The 18,507-nt window shown below is 70.4% G+C and carries 13 protein-coding genes and 1 tRNA gene; 10 read left to right on the forward strand and 4 right to left on the reverse strand.

Annotated elements, in window-relative coordinates:
- Window positions 1–17: 17 nt before the first annotated feature.
- Window positions 18–1,046: an adenosine deaminase gene (locus NPS70_RS18520; protein WP_256525421.1), complete on the reverse strand. Its 1,029-nt coding sequence runs from the start codon at window positions 1,044–1,046 to the stop codon at window positions 18–20.
- Between the two features lie 200 nt (window positions 1,047–1,246).
- Entirely contained in the window at window positions 1,247–2,473 is a 1,227-nt protein-coding gene (locus NPS70_RS18525; protein ID WP_256525422.1) for a pyridoxal phosphate-dependent aminotransferase, read from the reverse strand.
- 217 nt (window positions 2,474–2,690) lie between these two features.
- On the opposite strand from NPS70_RS18525, the gene NPS70_RS18530 reads away from it, so the two are divergent.
- The 10 genes from NPS70_RS18530 to NPS70_RS18575 all read left to right on the forward strand — a co-directional run bounded on the left by NPS70_RS18530 (window position 2,691) and on the right by NPS70_RS18575 (window position 16,202).
- Window positions 2,691–2,763: transfer RNA gene (locus NPS70_RS18530), tRNA-Trp, on the forward strand.
- Window positions 2,764–2,872: 109 nt separating this feature from the next.
- A complete protein-coding gene (gene secE, locus NPS70_RS18535) occupies window positions 2,873–3,157 on the forward strand; it encodes a preprotein translocase subunit SecE (RefSeq protein ID WP_256525423.1) in 285 nt (94 codons plus the stop codon).
- Between the two features lie 74 nt (window positions 3,158–3,231).
- Window positions 3,232–4,095 carry a transcription termination/antitermination protein NusG gene (gene nusG, locus NPS70_RS18540; protein WP_256525424.1) on the forward strand — a complete coding sequence of 288 codons (864 nt, stop codon included), beginning with the start codon at window positions 3,232–3,234 and terminating at the stop codon, window positions 4,093–4,095.
- Window positions 4,096–4,273: 178 nt separating this feature from the next.
- Window positions 4,274–4,708: a 50S ribosomal protein L11 gene (rplK, locus tag NPS70_RS18545; RefSeq protein WP_256525425.1), complete on the forward strand. Its 435-nt coding sequence runs from the start codon at window positions 4,274–4,276 to the stop codon at window positions 4,706–4,708.
- A gap of 103 nt (window positions 4,709–4,811) precedes the next feature.
- Window positions 4,812–5,540 (forward strand): 50S ribosomal protein L1, encoded by a 729-nt coding sequence (rplA, locus tag NPS70_RS18550; protein ID WP_256525426.1) that lies wholly within the window; start codon window positions 4,812–4,814, stop codon window positions 5,538–5,540.
- A gap of 207 nt (window positions 5,541–5,747) precedes the next feature.
- Complete coding sequence (locus tag NPS70_RS18555) at window positions 5,748–6,695, forward strand: hypothetical protein (RefSeq protein ID WP_256525427.1); 948 nt, start codon at window positions 5,748–5,750, stop codon at window positions 6,693–6,695.
- A 448-nt stretch (window positions 6,696–7,143) separates the two neighbouring features.
- Window positions 7,144–7,677, forward strand: coding sequence for a 50S ribosomal protein L10 (gene rplJ, locus NPS70_RS18560; protein ID WP_256525428.1), 534 nt, complete (start codon window positions 7,144–7,146; stop codon window positions 7,675–7,677).
- Between the two features lie 110 nt (window positions 7,678–7,787).
- The gene (rplL, locus tag NPS70_RS18565) at window positions 7,788–8,177 is read left to right on the forward strand and encodes a 50S ribosomal protein L7/L12 (RefSeq protein ID WP_256525429.1); all 390 of its coding nucleotides are present in this window, start codon (window positions 7,788–7,790) and stop codon (window positions 8,175–8,177) included.
- Window positions 8,178–8,718: 541 nt separating this feature from the next.
- On the forward strand, window positions 8,719–12,204 hold the full coding sequence (gene rpoB / locus NPS70_RS18570; RefSeq protein ID WP_256525430.1) for a DNA-directed RNA polymerase subunit beta: 3,486 nt from the start codon (window positions 8,719–8,721) through the stop codon (window positions 12,202–12,204).
- Window positions 12,205–12,299: 95 nt separating this feature from the next.
- Complete coding sequence (locus tag NPS70_RS18575; protein ID WP_256525431.1) at window positions 12,300–16,202, forward strand: DNA-directed RNA polymerase subunit beta'; 3,903 nt, start codon at window positions 12,300–12,302, stop codon at window positions 16,200–16,202.
- Between the two features lie 104 nt (window positions 16,203–16,306).
- Here NPS70_RS18575 and NPS70_RS18580 read toward each other — a convergent pair whose 3' ends face one another.
- Both NPS70_RS18580 and NPS70_RS18585 read right to left on the reverse strand, forming a co-directional pair.
- The gene (locus tag NPS70_RS18580) at window positions 16,307–17,407 is read right to left on the reverse strand and encodes a hypothetical protein (RefSeq protein WP_256525432.1); all 1,101 of its coding nucleotides are present in this window, start codon (window positions 17,405–17,407) and stop codon (window positions 16,307–16,309) included.
- Window positions 17,404–17,694: a hypothetical protein gene (locus NPS70_RS18585; RefSeq protein WP_256525433.1), complete on the reverse strand. Its 291-nt coding sequence runs from the start codon at window positions 17,692–17,694 to the stop codon at window positions 17,404–17,406. Before NPS70_RS18585 ends, NPS70_RS18580 begins: the two co-directional genes overlap by 4 nt.
- Window positions 17,695–18,507 lie beyond the last annotated feature (813 nt).

Genomic DNA, 18,507 nt, shown 5'->3' on the forward strand with positions numbered 1-18,507 from the left:
GGCGTCCGCCGCGCGGCCTACCCGGGGGGCGCCGCCAGCCAGTCGTCCACCCCGCCGAGCAGCTTCTCCTTCACGTCCTCCGGCGCGGCCGAACCGCGCACCGACTGACGGGCCAGCTCGGCCAGCTCCTCGTCCGTGAACCCGTGGTGCCGGCGGGCCAGCTCGTACTGGGCGGCCAGCCGGGAGCCGAACAGCAGCGGGTCGTCCGCCCCCAGCGCCATCGGCACCCCCGCGTCGTACAGGGTCCGCAGGGGGACGTCCTCCGGCCGCTCGTACACCCCGAGAGCCACGTTCGACGCCGGGCAGACCTCGCAGGTGACCCCGCGCTCGGCCAGCTTGCGCAGCAGCCGCGGGTCCTCCGCGGCCCGCACCCCGTGTCCGACGCGCGCCGCGTGCAGGTCGTCCAGGCAGTCGCGGACCGAGGCCGGGCCCGTCAGCTCGCCCCCGTGCGGAGCGGCCAGCAGGCCACCCTCCCGGGCGATGGCGAACGCCCGGTCGAAGTCGCGGGCCATGCCGCGCCGCTCGTCGTTGGAGAGCCCGAAGCCGACGATGCCCCGGTCCGCGTAGCGCACCGCCAGCCGGGCCAGCGTCCGCGCGTCCAGCGGGTGCTTCATCCGGTTGGCGGCGACCAGCACCCGCATCCCCAGCCCGGTCTCCCGGGAGGCGCTGTCCACCGCGTCCAGGATGATCTCCAGCGCCGGGATCAGGCCGCCCAGGCGCGGGGCGTAGGAGGTGGGGTCGACCTGGATCTCCAGCCAGCCCGAGCCGTCCCGGATGTCCTCCTCGGCCGCCTCGCGCACCAGCCGCCGGATGTCCTCCGGGTCCCGCAGGCAGGAGCGGGCCATGTCGTACAGCCGCTGGAAGCGGAACCAGCCGCGCTCGTCGGTGGCGCGCAGCTGCGGCGGCCGGCCGCCGGTGAGCGCCTCCGGGAGGTGGACGCCGTGCTTGTCGGCCAGTTCGAGCAGCGTGGCGGGCCGCATGGATCCGGTGAAGTGCAGGTGCAGGTGGGCCTTGGGGAGAAGGGAGAGGTCGCGTACGTGCTCCATTGGGAGATCCTGCCTCAGCGGACGCCCGCGCGGCAGGGGGTTTCCCCGATCAGGCGCCTGCCCGAACGGACGACGCAGCACTCCGCGGCTCCCGCGCGCCTGCGGAGGCGCCCCTCCCACGACGAGGGGCGGCGCCCCCTCCGTCTCCGGGAGGGGCGCCGCCCCGCTGTCGTCGGCCGTGCGGCGTGCGCCGCCCCGGCTCAGGCCTTCGCCTCGGCCAGCAGCTTCTGGATCCGGGACACGCCCTCGACCAGGTCCTCGTCGCCGAGCGCGTACGACAGGCGCAGGTAGCCGGGGGTGCCGAAGGCCTCACCCGGGACCACGGCGACCTCGACCTCGTCGAGGATCAGCGCGGCGAGCTCCACGGAGCTCTGCGGGCGCCTGCCCCGGATCTCCTTGCCCAGCAGGCCCTTCACCGAGGGGTAGGCGTAGAAGGCGCCCTCGGGCGTCGGGCAGACCACGCCGTCGATCTCGTTGAGCATCCGGACGATGGTCAGACGGCGGCGGTCGAAGGCCGTGCGCATCTCCGCCACCGCGTCCAGGTCCCCCGAGACCGCGGCGAGCGCGGCGGCCTGCGCCACGTTGGAGACGTTGGAGGTGGCGTGCGACTGGAGGTTGGTCGCGGCCTTGACCACGTCCTTGGGGCCGATGATCCACCCCACGCGCCAGCCGGTCATCGCGTAGGTCTTCGCCACGCCGTTGACCACGATGCACTTCTCGCGCAGCGCGGGGACCAGCTTGGGAAGGGAGGTGAAGACGGCGTCGCCGTAGACGAGGTGCTCGTAGATCTCGTCGGTCAGCACCCACAGGCCGTGCTCCGCGGCCCACTCGCCGATCGCGCGGGCGTCGGCCTCGCTGTAGACCGCGCCGGTGGGGTTGGACGGGGAGACGAACAGGACGACCTTGGTCTTCTCCGTGCGCGCGGCCTCCAGCTGCTCCACCGACACCCGGTAGCCGGTGGTCTCGTCGGCGACGACCTCCACCGGCTCGCCGCCCGCGAGGCGGATCGACTCGGGGTAGGTGGTCCAGTACGGCGCGGGGACGATGACCTCGTCGCCCGGGTCGAGGATCGCGGCGAACGCCTCGTAGATGGCCTGCTTGCCGCCGTTGGTGACCAGGATCTCGGCCGGGTCGACCTCGTAGCCGGAGTCGCGCAGCGTCTTGGCCGCGATCGCCTTCTTCAGCTCGGGCAGCCCGCCCGCCGGGGTGTAGCGGTGGTACTTCGGGTTGCGGCACGCCTCGACGGCCGCCTCGACGATGTAGCCGGGCGTCGGGAAGTCGGGCTCGCCGGCGCCGAAGCCGATCACCGGCCGCCCGGCGGCCTTGAGGGCCTTGGCCTTGGCGTCGACGGCGAGGGTCGCGGACTCGGAGATCGCACCGATGCGCGCGGAGACCCGGCGCTCGGTGGGAGGGGTAGCAGCGCTCATGCGGCCATGCTGTCAGACGGCGAACCGGCGTGACACACAGGTTCCGGAGAGCGGACAACAACGGTCAGAACCGGACCCCGCCCACCCCGGCGGCGGATCCTGTTCGACGCCGGGCCGGGGAACACGTACACTCAACCGTCGTTGGCCCTCACCGGCCGCACACGCACCGGGCACTTAGTGCATCGGGTCGGATGCGGTAGGTTGGGGAACACCGCAAAGGGTCGTAGCTCAATTGGTAGAGCACTGGTCTCCAAAACCAGCGGTTGGGGGTTCAAGTCCCTCCGGCCCTGCTACACACACCTATCGCCAGGATGTGTGCGCATGTACGTACTTCCATGCACCGCCGTGCGGCTCCACCGGGCGCGGCACGGCCACGACCCGGGAATCAGGTGAGACATCGTGACGGACGCCGTGGGCTCCATCGACACGCCTGATGCCGAGGACGAGTCGCCGGAGTCGAAGAAGGCCCGCAAGGGCGGCAAGCGGGGCAAGAAGGGCCCGCTGGGGCGCCTCGGCCTCTTCTACCGCCAGATCGTCGCCGAGCTGCGCAAGGTCGTCTGGCCGACCCGTAGCCAGCTGACGACCTACACCACTGTGGTGATCATCTTCGTTGTCATCATGATCGGCCTCGTGACCGTGATTGACTTTGGCTTCCAGGAAGCAGTCAAGTACGTCTTCGGCTGATCCGCGGAGGGCGCCGTCACCGGCGCCCCTTTCGCATGTTCCACCCCATCTGTATCCAGGAAGAAGCAGCCACCGTGTCTGACCCGAACCTGAACGACGCCGCGCACTCCGGCGAGAGCTCCGAGTCCGTGAAGGACGAGCTCGACATCGTCGAGGCGGCGGACGCGGTGGAGCCCGACCAGGCCGAGGCGGCCGACGCCGCCGCCGAGCCCGCCGAAGAGGCCGCGCTGCACGTGGAGGACGAGGGCACCGAGGCGGAGGACGAGGCCCCGGCGGAGGACGAGCCCGCCGCCGAGGAGCCGGCCGAGCCCGAGGCCCCCGCCGACCCGATCGCCGCCCTGCGCGACGAGCTCCGGGGCCTGCCGGGCGAGTGGTACGTCATCCACACCTACGCGGGCTACGAGAAGCGCGTGAAGGCCAACCTGGAGCAGCGTGCCGTCTCGCTGAACGTCGAGGACTTCATCTACCAGGCCGAGGTCCCCGAGGAAGAGATCGTCCAGATCAAGAACGGCGAGCGCAAGAACGTCCGGCAGAACAAGCTGCCCGGCTATGTGCTCGTCCGCATGGACCTGACGAACGAGTCCTGGGGCGTCGTCCGCAACACCCCCGGTGTCACCGGCTTCGTGGGCAACGCCTACGACCCGTACCCGCTGACGCTGGACGAGATCGTCAAGATGCTCGCCCCCGAGGCCGAGGAGAAGGCCGCCCGCGAGGCCGCCGAGGCCGAGGGCAAGCCGGCTCCGGCCCGCAAGGTCGAGGTCCAGGTGCTGGACTTCGAGGTCGGCGACTCGGTCACCGTCACCGACGGCCCGTTCGCGACCCTCCAGGCCACGATCAACGAGATCAACGCCGACTCGAAGAAGGTCAAGGGCCTCGTCGAGATCTTCGGCCGCGAGACCCCGGTCGAGCTGAGCTTCGACCAGATCCAGAAGAACTGACGCCTCGGGCCCCCGAGACGCCGCAGCGCTTCCGAGCAGGTCAGACCGCCCCGCGCAGGGTGTCTGACCTGCTCGGTTTTTGGCCGCACATGGATACCCGTTATCGTGGTGCGGTATGCCTCCATCCGGATGATCGGCTGGAGTGCTGGAAACTCTCACTAGGACCCGGAGAGAGCACATGCCTCCCAAGAAGAAGAAGGTCACGGGGCTGATCAAGCTCCAGATCCAGGCCGGCGCGGCCAACCCGGCTCCGCCGGTCGGTCCCGCCCTGGGTCAGCACGGCGTCAACATCATGGAGTTCTGCAAGGCCTACAACGCCGCGACCGAGTCGCAGCGTGGCATGGTCGTGCCGGTGGAGATCACGGTCTACGAGGACCGCTCCTTCACCTTCGTGACCAAGACTCCGCCGGCCGCCAAGCTGATCCTCAAGGCCGCGGGTGTGAACAAGGGCTCCAGCGAGCCGCACAAGACCAAGGTCGGCAAGCTGACGCGCGACCAGATCCGTGACATCGCCACCACCAAGATGCCGGACCTGAGCGCCAACGACCTGGACGCCGCCGAGAAGATCATCGCCGGTACCGCCCGCTCCATGGGCATCACCGTCGAGGGCTGACGGCTCCCGTAAGACCTCAGTGGCAGGGCCAGCGCCGGCCCGGACCACGACTCCACACCCGCCGCGCGGCGAGACCGCGCGGTTGACTCCCACAGGAGAAGAAGTGAAGCGCAGCAAGGCACTCCGCGGCGCGGACGCCAAGGTCGACCGGGGCCGCAACTACGCCCCGCTCGAGGCCGTCCGTCTCGCCAAGGACACCGCCGCCACCAAGTTCGACGGCACCGTCGAGGTCGCCTTCCGCCTGGGCGTCGACCCTCGCAAGGCCGACCAGATGGTCCGCGGCACCGTCAACCTTCCGCACGGCACCGGCAAGACCGCCCGGGTCCTGGTCTTCGCGACCGGTGAGCGTGCTGCGGCAGCGGAGGCCGCCGGCGCCGACATCGTCGGCTCCGACGAACTGATCGACGAGATCTCCAAGGGCAACCGCCTGAACGAGTTCGACGCGGTCGTCGCCACCCCGGACCTCATGGGCAAGGTCGGCCGCCTCGGCCGCGTGCTCGGTCCCCGTGGCCTGATGCCGAACCCGAAGACCGGCACCGTCACCATGGACGTCGCCAAGGCCGTCACCGAGATCAAGGGCGGCAAGATCGAGTTCCGCGTCGACAAGCACTCGAACCTGCACTTCATCATCGGCAAGGTCTCCTTCGACGAGACGAAGCTGGTCGAGAACTACGCGGCCGCGCTGGAGGAGATCCTCCGTCTGAAGCCGTCCGCCGCCAAGGGCCGCTACATCAAGAAGGCGACCCTGACCACCACGATGGGCCCCGGCATCCCGCTGGACTCCAACCGCACCCGCAACCTCCTCGTCGAGGAGGACCCGGCCGCCGTCTGACACTGACGGCGACCGCGGGCCGCGCCCCGTCGCACCACGGAACGGCCCTTCCTGCTCCTCGGAGCCGGAAGGGCCGTTCCTGTCGTTACGGGCCGGTACGGCCCGCGATATCCGGTGCCGGGCTGTCAGTCGTGTGGGTTACCGTTCAAGAGAACGCACAGGGCGCCCGCGTTCCTCGGGGGTGCGCACGATCATCAGGGGTGGGGAATGAAGACGGTGGCGATCAGGCGTGCGGGTGCGGCTGCGGTGGCTCTCGCGGCGGTCGTCGGCATCGCCGGCTGCACGGGCGGGGACGACAAGGCCGCGGAGGCTCCGGCCAAGGCTCCGGCCAAGGCCAAGCTCCAGAGCCGGGAGGCGGCCACCGAGGCCCTGACGACCGCGTTCTCCAAGACCAGCGAGGCCAAGTCCGCCAGGGTCTACATGACCATGACCCTGCCCGGCCCCGCCGCCGTGGGCTCCATGGAGATGGACGGCGTCCTCGGCTGGAACCCCGGCGCGATGGACCTGACCGTCACCCGTGAGTCCTTCGAGGAGAACCCGTCCGCCCCCGGCGAGGCGCGCATGATCATGCAGGACGGCGTCATGTACCTGGACATGGGGGCCGACGCCGCGGCCGGCATGGACGGCAAGCGCTGGATGAAGCTGGACATGGCCGCGCTCGCGGAGCAGTCCGGTGACAAGGACCTCCAGAAGCAGCTCACCGGCGGCCTGGACAACCTGAACCAGGACCCGGCGGCCCAGCTGGCGATCCTGCTCGACTCGCCGAACCTGAAGCACGTGGGCTCGGAGAAGATCGGCGACGTGGACACCGAGCACTACGAGGGCTCGCTCACGGTCGCCGAGATGCTGGAGGCCAACTCCTCCCTCGACGTCCTCACCCCCGAGCAGCGCGAGGAGCTGCTCGGCAGCGTCGAGCAGTCCGGCATCGAGAACTACGACATCGAGGTCTGGGTCGACGGGGACGGCTACCCGGCCCGGATGAACATGGGCATGGACACCCCCGAGGGAGTCATCGCCATGACCGCCGAGTACTCGGACTACGGCGCCGAGATCGCCGTCGAGACGCCTCCGGCGGACCAGACCGTCGACCTCGCGGAGATGCTCGCCGAGCTCGGTGCCGCCATGGAGGAGTCCACCGGCGGCGCGGGCGTCTGACCCGCCCGCTCCCGCCCGCGCCGAGGCCCCGGACCCCCGACCCGCCCTGTGCGGGCCAGCGGCCCGGGGCCGTCCGCGTACGGCCCCGGCGCCCGCCGCGCTTCCGGCGGGGCGTGTACGGCGGGGTCAGCGCCCGCCGGGGCGCCCGGCGCCCACGGGCACCGGGCGCGGAACGGGCCGCGCGGAGCGGATTTGCCCGTCGGGGGCCGCTTCCCGTACGCTTCCACGGAAGCCAAAGACCGCTGGTCGTTGCCGTGCTCTCCTCCCGAGGGTCCGGTGGCCGAAGGATCCGCTCAGCAGCGGACGTCCCGCGCAGGTGACTGTGGAACACGCTCCCGGACGGCATGTCCGCCCGGTCGAGCCACGCCCCGTGCACCTGTGCCCGGGGCGTTCGTGTTGTTCAGCCCCTTCTGAGCGGTCCTCATCACCCGGAAGGAGGCCGACGCTCATGGCAAGGCCCGACAAGGCTGCCGCGGTGGCCGAGCTCGCGGAGCAGTTCCGCAGCTCGAACGCCGCCGTGCTGACCGAGTACCGGGGTCTCACCGTGGCTCAGCTCAGGGAGCTGCGCCGTGCCCTCGGTGAGAACACCCAGTACGCCGTGGTGAAGAACACGCTGACCAAGATTGCGGCCCGTGAGGCCGGGATCGACACGCTCGAGGACCAGCTTTTCGCGGGTCCGACGGCGGTCGCCTTCGTCACCGGTGACCCGGTGGAGTCGGCGAAGGGTCTTCGTGACTTCGCCAAGGAGAACCCGAACCTCATCATCAAGGGCGGCGTCCTCGACGGCAAGGCGCTGTCCGCCGATGAGATCAAGAAGCTCGCGGACCTCGAGTCCCGCGAGGTTCTGCTCGCCAAGCTGGCGGGCGCCATGAAGGGCAAGCAGTCCCAGGCTGCCGCGCTCTTCCAGGCGCTTCCCTCGAAGTTCGTCCGCACCGCGGAGGCGCTTCGTGCCAAGAAGGCCGAGCAGGGCGGTGCCGAGTAACTCGGCTCGCGCATTGACCGCCGCCTGAGGCGACGGTCGCAGCGGGCCGACAGTACGCCCGCCTGACACACACACCCGGCACCTGCCGATCTAGTGGAAGGACCGCCATCATGGCGAAGCTCTCTCAGGAAGACCTGCTCGCGCAGTTCGAGGAGATGACCCTCATCGAGCTCTCCGAGTTCGTGAAGGCGTTCGAGGACAAGTTCGACGTCACCGCCGCCGCCCCGGCCGCCGTCGTGGCCGCCGCCCCGGGCCAGGGTGGTGGCGACGCCGCCGCCGTCGAGGAGCAGGACGAGTTCGACGTCGTCCTCACCGGCGCCGGCGACAAGAAGATCCAGGTCATCAAGGTCGTGCGCGAGCTGACCTCCCTGGGTCTGAAGGAGGCCAAGGACCTCGTCGACGGCACCCCGAAGCCGGTCCTCGAGAAGGTCAGCAAGGAGGCCGCGGACAAGGCCAAGGCCGCCCTTGAGGGCGCCGGTGCGGCCGTCGAGGTCAAGTGACCCCGCGAGTCCGATGACTCCGCGCGTGTAACGCTCGCGCACTGAAGGGCGATCACCCAATGGGTGGTCGCCCTTCGGCATGGCCGGGGCGGGTGCCTTGCCTCCCGCCGTGCGGGGAGTATGGTGATCAACGCCGTGCGCCCCCTCGCGGCCGTCCCGGGCAGCCGGAACGGCAGCTCAGGGCAGGGGGCCTTGACGAACCGCACGCAGCGCGCAATTCTCAGGACGCGTCGTCACAACGATCCGTATCCGAGGCATGGATCGACGACCGAACGGGCAGTATCGATGTGCGCCTCAGGGCGCACGGGGTCGCGGAGATGAGAACAACGAGGGTCTCGAGAACCCGCACTGGACATCAGTGTGCCAAGTGGCTACACTGACCCTTTGCGCTGCCTGTTAGCTGCCCTCTGCCCGTCACCAGGGGCATGCCCATATCTGAGCATCGAGCGAAGGAACGGCCCTGACCTGGGCTTTCCCTCTCCGTGCACAGGATGGGACCGGCACGCGCGTAGTGAGTCCGAGCCCTCGGAAGGACCCCCTCTTGGCCGCCTCGCGCAACGCCTCGACCGCGAATACGAACAACGGCGCCAGCACCGCCCCGCTGCGCATCTCCTTTGCAAAGATCAAGGAGCCCCTCGAGGTTCCGAACCTCCTTGCGCTCCAGACCGAGAGCTTCGACTGGCTGCTCGGCAACGCCGCATGGAAGGCTCGTGTCGAGGCGGCTCTGACAAGCGGACAGGACGTCCCCACCAAGTCCGGTCTGGAGGAGATCTTCGAGGAGATCTCCCCGATCGAGGACTTCTCCGGGTCGATGTCGCTGACCTTCCGCGACCACCGCTTCGAGCCTCCGAAGAACTCCATCGACGAGTGCAAGGAGCGCGACTTCACGTACGCCGCGCCGCTCTTCGTCACGGCCGAGTTCACCAACAACGAGACCGGCGAGATCAAGTCCCAGACGGTCTTCATGGGCGACTTCCCGCTCATGACCAACAAGGGCACCTTCGTGATCAACGGCACCGAGCGTGTCGTGGTCTCGCAGCTGGTCCGTTCGCCGGGCGTGTACTTCGACTCCTCCATCGACAAGACGTCCGACAAGGACATCTACACCGCCAAGATCATCCCCTCCCGGGGTGCCTGGCTGGAGATGGAGATCGACAAGCGCGACATGGTCGGTGTGCGCATCGACCGCAAGCGCAAGCAGTCCGTCACCGTCCTGCTCAAGGCGCTCGGCTGGACCACCGAGCAGATCCTGGAGGAGTTCGGCGAGTACGAGTCCATGCGCGCCACCCTGGAGAAGGACCACACCCAGGGCCAGGACGACGCGCTGCTCGACATCTACCGCAAGCTGCGCCCGGGCGAGCCGCCGACCCGTGAGGCCGCGCAGACGCTGCTGGAGAACCTGTACTTCAACCCGAAGCGCTACGACCTGGCCAAGGTCGGCCGCTACAAGGTCAACAAGAAGCTCGGCGCGGACGAGCCGCTGGACGCCGGCGTGCTCACCACCGACGACGTCATCGCCACGATCAAGTACCTGGTCAAGCTGCACGCCGGCGAGACCGAGACGATCGGCGAGAACGGCACGGAGATCGTCGTCGAGACCGACGACATCGACCACTTCGGCAACCGCCGCCTGCGCAACGTCGGCGAGCTGATCCAGAACCAGGTCCGCACGGGTCTCGCCCGTATGGAGCGCGTCGTGCGCGAGCGCATGACCACCCAGGACGTCGAGGCGATCACGCCGCAGACCCTGATCAACATCCGGCCGGTCGTCGCCTCCATCAAGGAGTTCTTCGGCACCAGCCAGCTGTCGCAGTTCATGGACCAGAACAACCCGCTGTCGGGTCTCACCCACAAGCGCCGCCTCTCGGCGCTCGGCCCGGGTGGCCTCTCGCGTGAGCGGGCCGGCTTCGAGGTCCGTGACGTGCACCCCTCGCACTACGGCCGCATGTGCCCGATCGAGACGCCCGAAGGCCCGAACATCGGTCTGATCGGCTCGCTCGCCTCCTACGGCCGCGTCAACGCCTTCGGCTTCGTGGAGACCCCGTACCGCAAGGTCGTCGACGGCCAGGTCACCGACGAGGTCGACTACCTGACCGCCGACGAGGAGGACCGCTTCGTCATCGCCCAGGCGAACGCCACCCTGGGCGAGGACCTCCGCTTCGCCGAGGCCCGCGTCCTGGTGCGCCGCCGCGGCGGCGAGGTCGACTACGTGCCGCCGGCCGAGGTCGACTACATGGACGTCTCGCCGCGCCAGATGGTGTCCGTCGCGACCGCGATGATCCCCTTCCTGGAGCACGACGACGCCAACCGCGCGCTCATGGGCGCGAACATGATGCGCCAGGCCGTCCCGCTCATCAAGGCGGAGGCCCCGCTCGTCGGCACCGGCATGGAGTACCGCTGCGCCACCGACGCCGGCGACGTCATCAAGGCCGAGAAGGACGGTGTCATCCAGGAGGTCTCGGCCGACTACGTCACCGTCGCCAACGACGACGGCACGTACACCACGTACCGGGTCGCCAAGTTCTCCCGCTCCAACCAGGGCACCTCGGTCAACCAGAAGGTCGTCGTCTCCGAGGGCGACCGCGTGATCGAGGGCCAGGTCCTGGCCGACGGCCCAGCCACCGAGAACGGCGAGATGGCGCTCGGCAAGAACCTGCTCGTGGCGTTCATGCCGTGGGAGGGCCACAACTACGAGGACGCGATCATCCTGTCGCAGCGCCTCGTGCAGGACGACGTCCTCTCCTCGATCCACATCGAGGAGCACGAGGTCGACGCCCGCGACACCAAGCTGGGCCCCGAGGAGATCACCCGGGACATCCCGAACGTCTCCGAGGAGGTCCTCGCCGACCTCGACGAGCGCGGCATCATCCGCATCGGTGCCGAGGTCGTCGCCGGCGACATCCTCGTCGGCAAGGTCACCCCGAAGGGCGAGACCGAGCTGACCCCCGAGGAGCGCCTGCTCCGCGCGATCTTCGGCGAGAAGGCGCGCGAGGTCCGCGACACCTCGCTGAAGGTGCCCCACGGCGAGACCGGCAAGGTCATCGGCGTGCGCGTCTTCGACCGCGAGGAGGGCGACGAGCTGCCCCCGGGCGTGAACCAGCTGGTCCGCGTCTACGTCGCCCAGAAGCGCAAGATCACCGACGGCGACAAGCTCGCCGGCCGCCACGGCAACAAGGGCGTCATCTCCAAGATCCTCCCGATCGAGGACATGCCCTTCCTGGAGGACGGCACCCCGGTCGACATCATCCTCAACCCGCTGGGTGTCCCCTCCCGAATGAACCCCGGGCAGGTCCTGGAGATCCACCTCGGCTGGCTCGCCAGCCGCGGCTGGGACGTCTCCGGCCTCGCGGACGAGTGGGCGCAGCGCCTCCAGGCGATCGGCGCCGACGACGTCGCCCCCGGCACCAACGTCGCGACCCCGGTCTTCGACGGTGCCCGCGAGGACGAGCTGGCCGGTCTGCTCCAGCACACCATCCCGAACCGCGACGGCGAGCGCATGGTGCTCCCGTCCGGCAAGGCGCGCCTGTTCGACGGCCGCTCCGGCGAGCCGTTCCCGGACCCGATCTCCGTCGGGTACATGTACATCCTCAAGCTCCACCACCTGGTCGACGACAAGCTGCACGCGCGCTCGACCGGTCCCTACTCGATGATCACCCAGCAGCCGCTGGGTGGTAAGGCCCAGTTCGGTGGCCAGCGATTCGGTGAGATGGAGGTGTGGGCGCTGGAGGCGTACGGCGCCGCCTACGCGCTCCAGGAGCTGCTGACGATCAAGTCCGACGACGTGACCGGCCGTGTGAAGGTCTACGAGGCCATCGTCAAGGGCGAGAACATCCCCGAGCCCGGCATTCCCGAGTCCTTCAAGGTGCTCATCAAGGAAATGCAGTCGCTCTGCCTCAACGTGGAGGTGCTGTCCTCGGACGGCATGTCCATCGAGATGCGTGACACGGACGAGGACGTCTTCCGCGCCGCGGAGGAGCTCGGTATCGACCTGTCCCGGCGCGAGCCGAGCAGCGTCGAAGAGGTCTGACGGGCCCGGCGGGGGCTCCGGGAGGAGCCCCCGCCGCCCCGGGACCGTTCAGACCATGATTGAGACACGACCCCGAAAGAGGGATTGACGAAAAAGTGCTCGACGTCAACTTCTTCGACGAGCTGCGGATCGGCCTGGCCACCGCGGACGACATCCGGACCTGGTCCCACGGTGAGGTCAAGAAGCCGGAGACCATCAACTACCGCACCCTGAAGCCGGAAAAGGACGGGCTCTTCTGCGAGAAGATCTTCGGCCCCACCCGGGACTGGGAGTGCTACTGCGGCAAGTACAAGCGCGTCCGCTTCAAGGGCATCATCTGTGAGCGCTGCGGCGTCGAGGTGACCCGCGCCAAGGTGCGCCGTGAGCGGATGGGCCACATCGAGCTGGCCGCCCCCGTCACCCACATCTGGTACTTCAAGGGCGTCCCGTCGCGCCTGGGCTACCTGCTGGACCTGGCCCCGAAGGACCTGGAGAAGGTCATCTACTTCGCGGCGTACATGATCACGTACGTCGACGAGGAGCGCCGCACCCGCGACCTGCCCTCGCTGGAGGCCCATGTCTCCGTCGAGCGCCAGCAGATCGAGAACCGCCGCGACGCCGACCTGGAGGCCCGCGCCAAGAAGCTCGAGACCGACCTGGCCGAGCTGGAGGCCGAGGGCGCCAAGGCCGACGTGCGCCGCAAGGTGCGCGAGGGCGCCGAGCGCGAGATGAAGCAGCTGCGCGACCGCGCCCAGCGCGAGATCGACCGTCTCGACGAGGTGTGGAACCGCTTCAAGAACCTCAAGGTCCAGGACCTGGAGGGCGACGAGCTGCTCTACCGCGAGCTGCGCGACCGCTTCGGCACCTACTTCGACGGCTCGATGGGCGCCGCGGCGCTGCAGAAGCGCCTGGAGTCCTTCGACCTGGACGAGGAGGCCGAGCGCCTCCGCGAGATCATCCGGACCGGCAAGGGCCAGAAGAAGACCCGGGCGCTCAAGCGCCTCAAGGTCGTCTCCGCCTTCCTCCAGACCTCCAACAGCCCCAAGGGCATGGTCCTGGACTGCGTCCCGGTGATCCCGCCGGACCTGCGTCCGATGGTGCAGCTGGACGGTGGCCGCTTCGCGACCTCCGACCTGAACGACCTGTACCGCCGGGTCATCAACCGCAACAACCGCCTGAAGCGCCTGCTCGACCTCGGTGCCCCCGAGATCATCGTGAACAACGAGAAGCGGATGCTCCAGGAGGCGGTCGACGCCCTCTTCGACAACGGCCGCCGCGGCCGCCCGGTCACGGGCCCCGGCAACCGCCCGCTGAAGTCCCTCAGCGACATGCTGAAGGGCAAGCAGGGCCGCTTCCGCCAGAACCTCCTCGGCAAGCGCGTGGACTACTCCGCGCGTTCCGTGATCGTCGTCGGTCCGCAGCTGAAGCTGCACCAGTGCGGTCTGCCGAAGGCGATGGCGCTGGAGTTGTTCAAGCCCTTCGTGATGAAGCGCCTGGTGGACCTGAACCACGCGCAGAACATCAAGTCGGCCAAGCGCATGGTCGAGCGCGGCCGCACCGTGGTGTACGACGTCCTCGAAGAGGTCATCGCCGAGCACCCGGTGCTGCTGAACCGTGCGCCCACGCTGCACCGCCTCGGCATCCAGGCCTTCGAGCCGCAGCTGGTCGAGGGCAAGGCCATCCAGATCCACCCGCTCGTCTGCACCGCGTTCAACGCGGACTTCGACGGTGACCAGATGGCCGTGCACCTGCCGCTCTCCGCGGAGGCGCAGGCCGAGGCCCGCATCCTGATGCTGTCCTCGAACAACATCCTCAAGCCGGCCGACGGCCGCCCGGTCACCATGCCCACCCAGGACATGGTGCTCGGCCTCTTCTTCCTCACCACGGACGAGGAGGAGCGCGAGGTCAAGGGCGAGGGCCGGTCCTTCGGCTCCACCGCCGAGGCGATCATGGCCTTCGACGCCCGCGAGCTGTCGCTCCAGGCGAAGATCGACATCCGCTTCCCGGTGGGCACCATCCCGCCGCGCGGCTGGACCCCGCCCGCGCCCGAGGAGGGCGAGGAGCAGAACTGGCAGCAGGGCGACAGCTTCCGCCTGAAGACCACGCTCGGCCGTGCGCTCTTCAACGAGCTGCTGCCCGAGGACTACCCGTTCGTCGACTACTCGGTGGGCAAGAAGCAGCTCTCCGAGATCGTCAACGACCTCGCCGAGCGCTACCCCAAGGTCATCGTGGCGGCGACGCTCGACAACCTGAAGGCGGCCGGCTTCTACTGGGCCACCCGCTCCGGTGTCACCGTGGCCATCTCCGACGTCGTCGTCCCCGAGGCGAAGAAGGAGATCGTCGCGGGCTACGAGGCGCAGGACGAAAAGGTCCAGAAGCAGTACGAGCGCGGTCTGATCACCAAGGACGAGCGCACCCAGGAGCTCATCGCGATCTGGACCAAGGCGACCAACGAGGTGGCCGAGGCGATGAACGCGAACTTCCCGAAGACCAACCCGATCTTCATGATGGTCAACTCGGGCGCGCGCGGAAACATGATGCAGATGCGTCAGATCGCCGGTATGCGCGGTCTGGTGTCGAACGCCAAGAACGAGACCATCCCGCGTCCGATCAAGGCGTCCTTCCGCGAGGGCCTCTCCGTGCTGGAGTACTTCATCTCCACGCACGGTGCCCGTAAGGGTCTGGCGGACACCGCCCTGCGTACCGCCGACTCGGGTTACCTCACCCGTCGTCTGGTGGACGTCTCGCAGGACGTCATCATCCGCGAGGAGGACTGCGGCACCGACCGCGGCCTCAAGCTGCGGATCGCCGACCGCGGCGCCGACGGCGTGCTGCGCAAGGCGGAGGACGTCGAGACCTCCGTGTACGCGCGGATGCTCGCCGAGGACGTCGTGGTGGACGGCAAGGTCATCGCGCCGGCCAACGTCGACCTCGGTGACGTGCTCATCGACGCCCTGGTCGGCGCCGGGGTCGAGGAGGTCAAGACCCGCTCGGTCCTGACCTGCGAGTCCGCGGTCGGCACCTGTGCCTTCTGCTACGGCCGCTCGCTGGCCACCGGCAAGCTGGTCGACATCGGCGAGGCGGTCGGCATCATCGCCGCCCAGTCCATCGGTGAGCCCGGCACCCAGCTGACGATGCGCACCTTCCACACCGGTGGTGTGGCCGGTGACGACATCACCCAGGGTCTGCCGCGTGTCGTCGAGCTCTTCGAGGCCCGTACCCCGAAGGGTGTCGCCCCGATCTCCGAGGCCGCCGGCCGCGTGCGGATCGAGGAGACCGAGAAGACCAAGAAGATCATCGTCACGCCGGACGACGGCAGCGACGAGACGGCCTTCCCGATCTCCAAGCGCGCCAAGGTGCTCGTCCGCGAGGGCGACCACGTCGAGGTCGGCCAGAAGCTCACCTTCGGTGCGACCAACCCGCACGACGTGCTGCGCATCCTCGGCCAGCGTGCGGTCCAGGTCCACCTGGTGGGCGAGGTCCAGAAGGTCTACAACTCGCAGGGCGTGTCGATCCACGACAAGCACATCGAGATCATCATCCGGCAGATGCTCCGCCGTGTGACGATCATCGAGTCCGGCGACGCCGAGCTGCTGCCCGGCGAGCTGGTGGAGCGCTCGAAGTTCGAGACCGAGAACCGTCGTGTGGTCACCGAGGGCGGTCACCCCGCCTCCGGCCGTCCGCAGCTGATGGGTATCACCAAGGCCTCGCTGGCGACCGAGTCGTGGCTGTCGGCGGCGTCCTTCCAGGAGACGACCAGGGTCCTGACCGACGCGGCGATCAACGCCAAGTCGGACTCCCTGATCGGCCTCAAGGAGAACGTCATCATCGGTAAGCTCATCCCGGCCGGTACGGGCCTGTCCCGCTACCGCAACATCCGGGTCGAGCCGACCGAGGAGGCCAAGGCCGCGATGTACTCGGCCGTCGGCTACGACGACATCGACTACTCGCCGTTCGGCACCGGCTCCGGCCAGGCCGTCCCGCTGGAGGACTACGACTACGGTCCGTACAACCAGTAAGCGGGTCGTCCCAGACGACGAGAGGGGCGGTCACTCCCGGCAGGGGGTGACCGCCCTTCCCGCGTTCCCGGCCCGTCCACCGTGCTCGCGCGGCCCCGGTTCCGTCAGGGGCCCTCGGCGGCGTCGGACGCCGGGGCGACGGGCGCAACGGTCCACGGGCCCCCGGCCTCGACGACGAGCGCCGCGACCCCGTGCAGACCGAGCAGCAGCGAGCAGCGGCCCCGGCCCTCGGCGATCGCCCGCCCCGCGCGGGGGGCGTCGGCGAGCAGCTCGCGCACGGTGAACGGCCCGTCGCCGAGGTGCACGAAGGTCGCCGCACCGTGGCGGGCCCGGTTCAGCACGACCTCGGTCGCACTCCCGTGCACGGTGCCGGACAGCGGGCGGGCTTCCCGGGCGGGCACCAGCGCCGCACGCCAGGCACCCGCGGTGACGATCTCCACCGTCAGCGCGCCGGCGAACGGCGCGGGCGCCGGCACCCGGACGCGGGCCGGGCCGTGGTCGCGGTGCGCGAGGCGCACCGCCCGGCGCCGCCGGTCGCCGCGTCCGTGCCGGGCGCGCACCAGGAAGCCGCCCGGCGCCTCGCCCTCGAAGACCAGCAGGCACCTGCCCGTCCGCCCCGGCGGGGGAGGCATCCGCAGCACCGCCGGTCCGCTGCCCTCGCTCCAGAGGGCCGGATGCTCCTCTTCCAGACGGTCGTCGGCCGCCGCGGAGGACAGCCTCTCCAGGGCGGCCTGCCCCTCGGCGACGGCCTCCGGCACCAGGCCCGGGTCCACGCGCTTCGCCCGTTCGTAGGCGTCCAGGGCGAGCCGCCAGTCCTCGGCGGTCGTGGCGTCGACCGGCAGCGGGGTGCGGGCGATCCGTTCGCCGTAACGGGTGACCGCCGCCTCCGCGGCCCCCTGGAGGCTGCGTGCGGGTGCGGGTGCGGGTGCGGGTGCGGGTGCGGGCGGCAGCGGCGCCGTGCCGTGCTTCGTGCCGCCCGCCGGCCGGCGGGCCAGCGACACCGCGGTGACGAGGCAGACGCCCCCGACGGCCGCCGCCGAGGCGGCGGAGGGCTCCACCACGGTGGCGAAGGCCAGCAGGGCGGCCCCGGCCCCGACCGCGTGGGCCGCGGCGGTGCGGACGGCGGCCGCGCCCCGCCGGGGGCCCGGCGTCCGCACCGCCGGTGTTGCCGGGGCGGCTTCCGCGCCCGCGGGGCGCCCGGTCACGGCTCCTCCCGCCGCTGCGACGCGCCGAGCAGCGCCAGATGGACCCGGCGCAGGGCCCGTGCACCGACGCCCAGCACCGGGGGGACGTCGGGATCCGGGAGCGTGTGGACGAGTGCCAGGACGTCCATGACGACGGCGTAGTCCTCCGCGGCGCTCGGGGGCGCGCCGGGCGCGGACACCGCGGCCTCGTATCCGCGCGCGATCTCGGCGTACTCGATCACGGTCAGACGGACGTCGATCGCGGTGTCGTCCATCGCACGAACGGTGCGGGCGTGCGGGTCGGCCATGGCGGGCCTCCTCTACCGGACGGGTCGGCTCACCGCATTGTGCGGATGCTGGGGACCTCCGGTCAGGGGCCGGAGGCGGCCGTCCTGGACGTCGCTTCGTTGCCGGAAGTCGGCAACAGGGCGGCGGGCGGGGGTGGTTGAGGCGCGAGGGGCTCCGGTGGCACCGCCGCGGCCCGGTGCCCGCTGCGGGGGCTGCGGTGACCCCGCGGCGGTGGCCGCCCCGCAGGGCCGCCGCGCCCCTGCGGGCCCCGCGCCGTCGGTGGTCCGCGGCGGTCCCGCGCGGGTCCCGGGGGACTGCCCCGCCGGGGGCCGGACCGGGGACGGAGGCGGCGGCCGCGCCGCTCGGACGGCCCCGGAGCCGTGCCGGTCCGTGCCGGTCAGGGGCGGCCCGGGCGGTCCGGTGGAGCGGGTACTCCCCGGCGTGCTCCCCGACCCGTCCGGTGGTCCCGGTGCCGGGGTGCTGCGGTGCTTCGGTGCCCCGCCTCCGGTGGCACGGCAGCGGGGAACCTCCCGGGCGCGGGCCGCCGACCGCCTTCGCCGCGTGCCGGACCGTGCGCAACGGGCGGCTCACCCGGGCGCGGGCCGCCGGTCGGGTGACGGAGCTGCTCCGTACGGCTGCCACGGGCGCGCGAGCCGCCCCGTGCGCCGTCCGGCGCGTTCGGGGCGGCGCCTTCGGCGCGCGTCCCGGAGGCGGGTCCCACGTGCACGCCCCCGCGCGCGGCGGGGGCCTCGCACGGGCGGGAGCGCGCAGGCCCGTAAGCCCGCGCACGCCCCCGGCGGGGTGGGCCACCGGCCCGGGCGGTCCGGGGCCCC

Origin of the sequence: Streptomyces sp. C10-9-1, assembly GCF_024497955.1 — a bacterium.
Taxonomy (GTDB): domain Bacteria; phylum Actinomycetota; class Actinomycetes; order Streptomycetales; family Streptomycetaceae; genus Streptomyces; species Streptomyces sanyensis.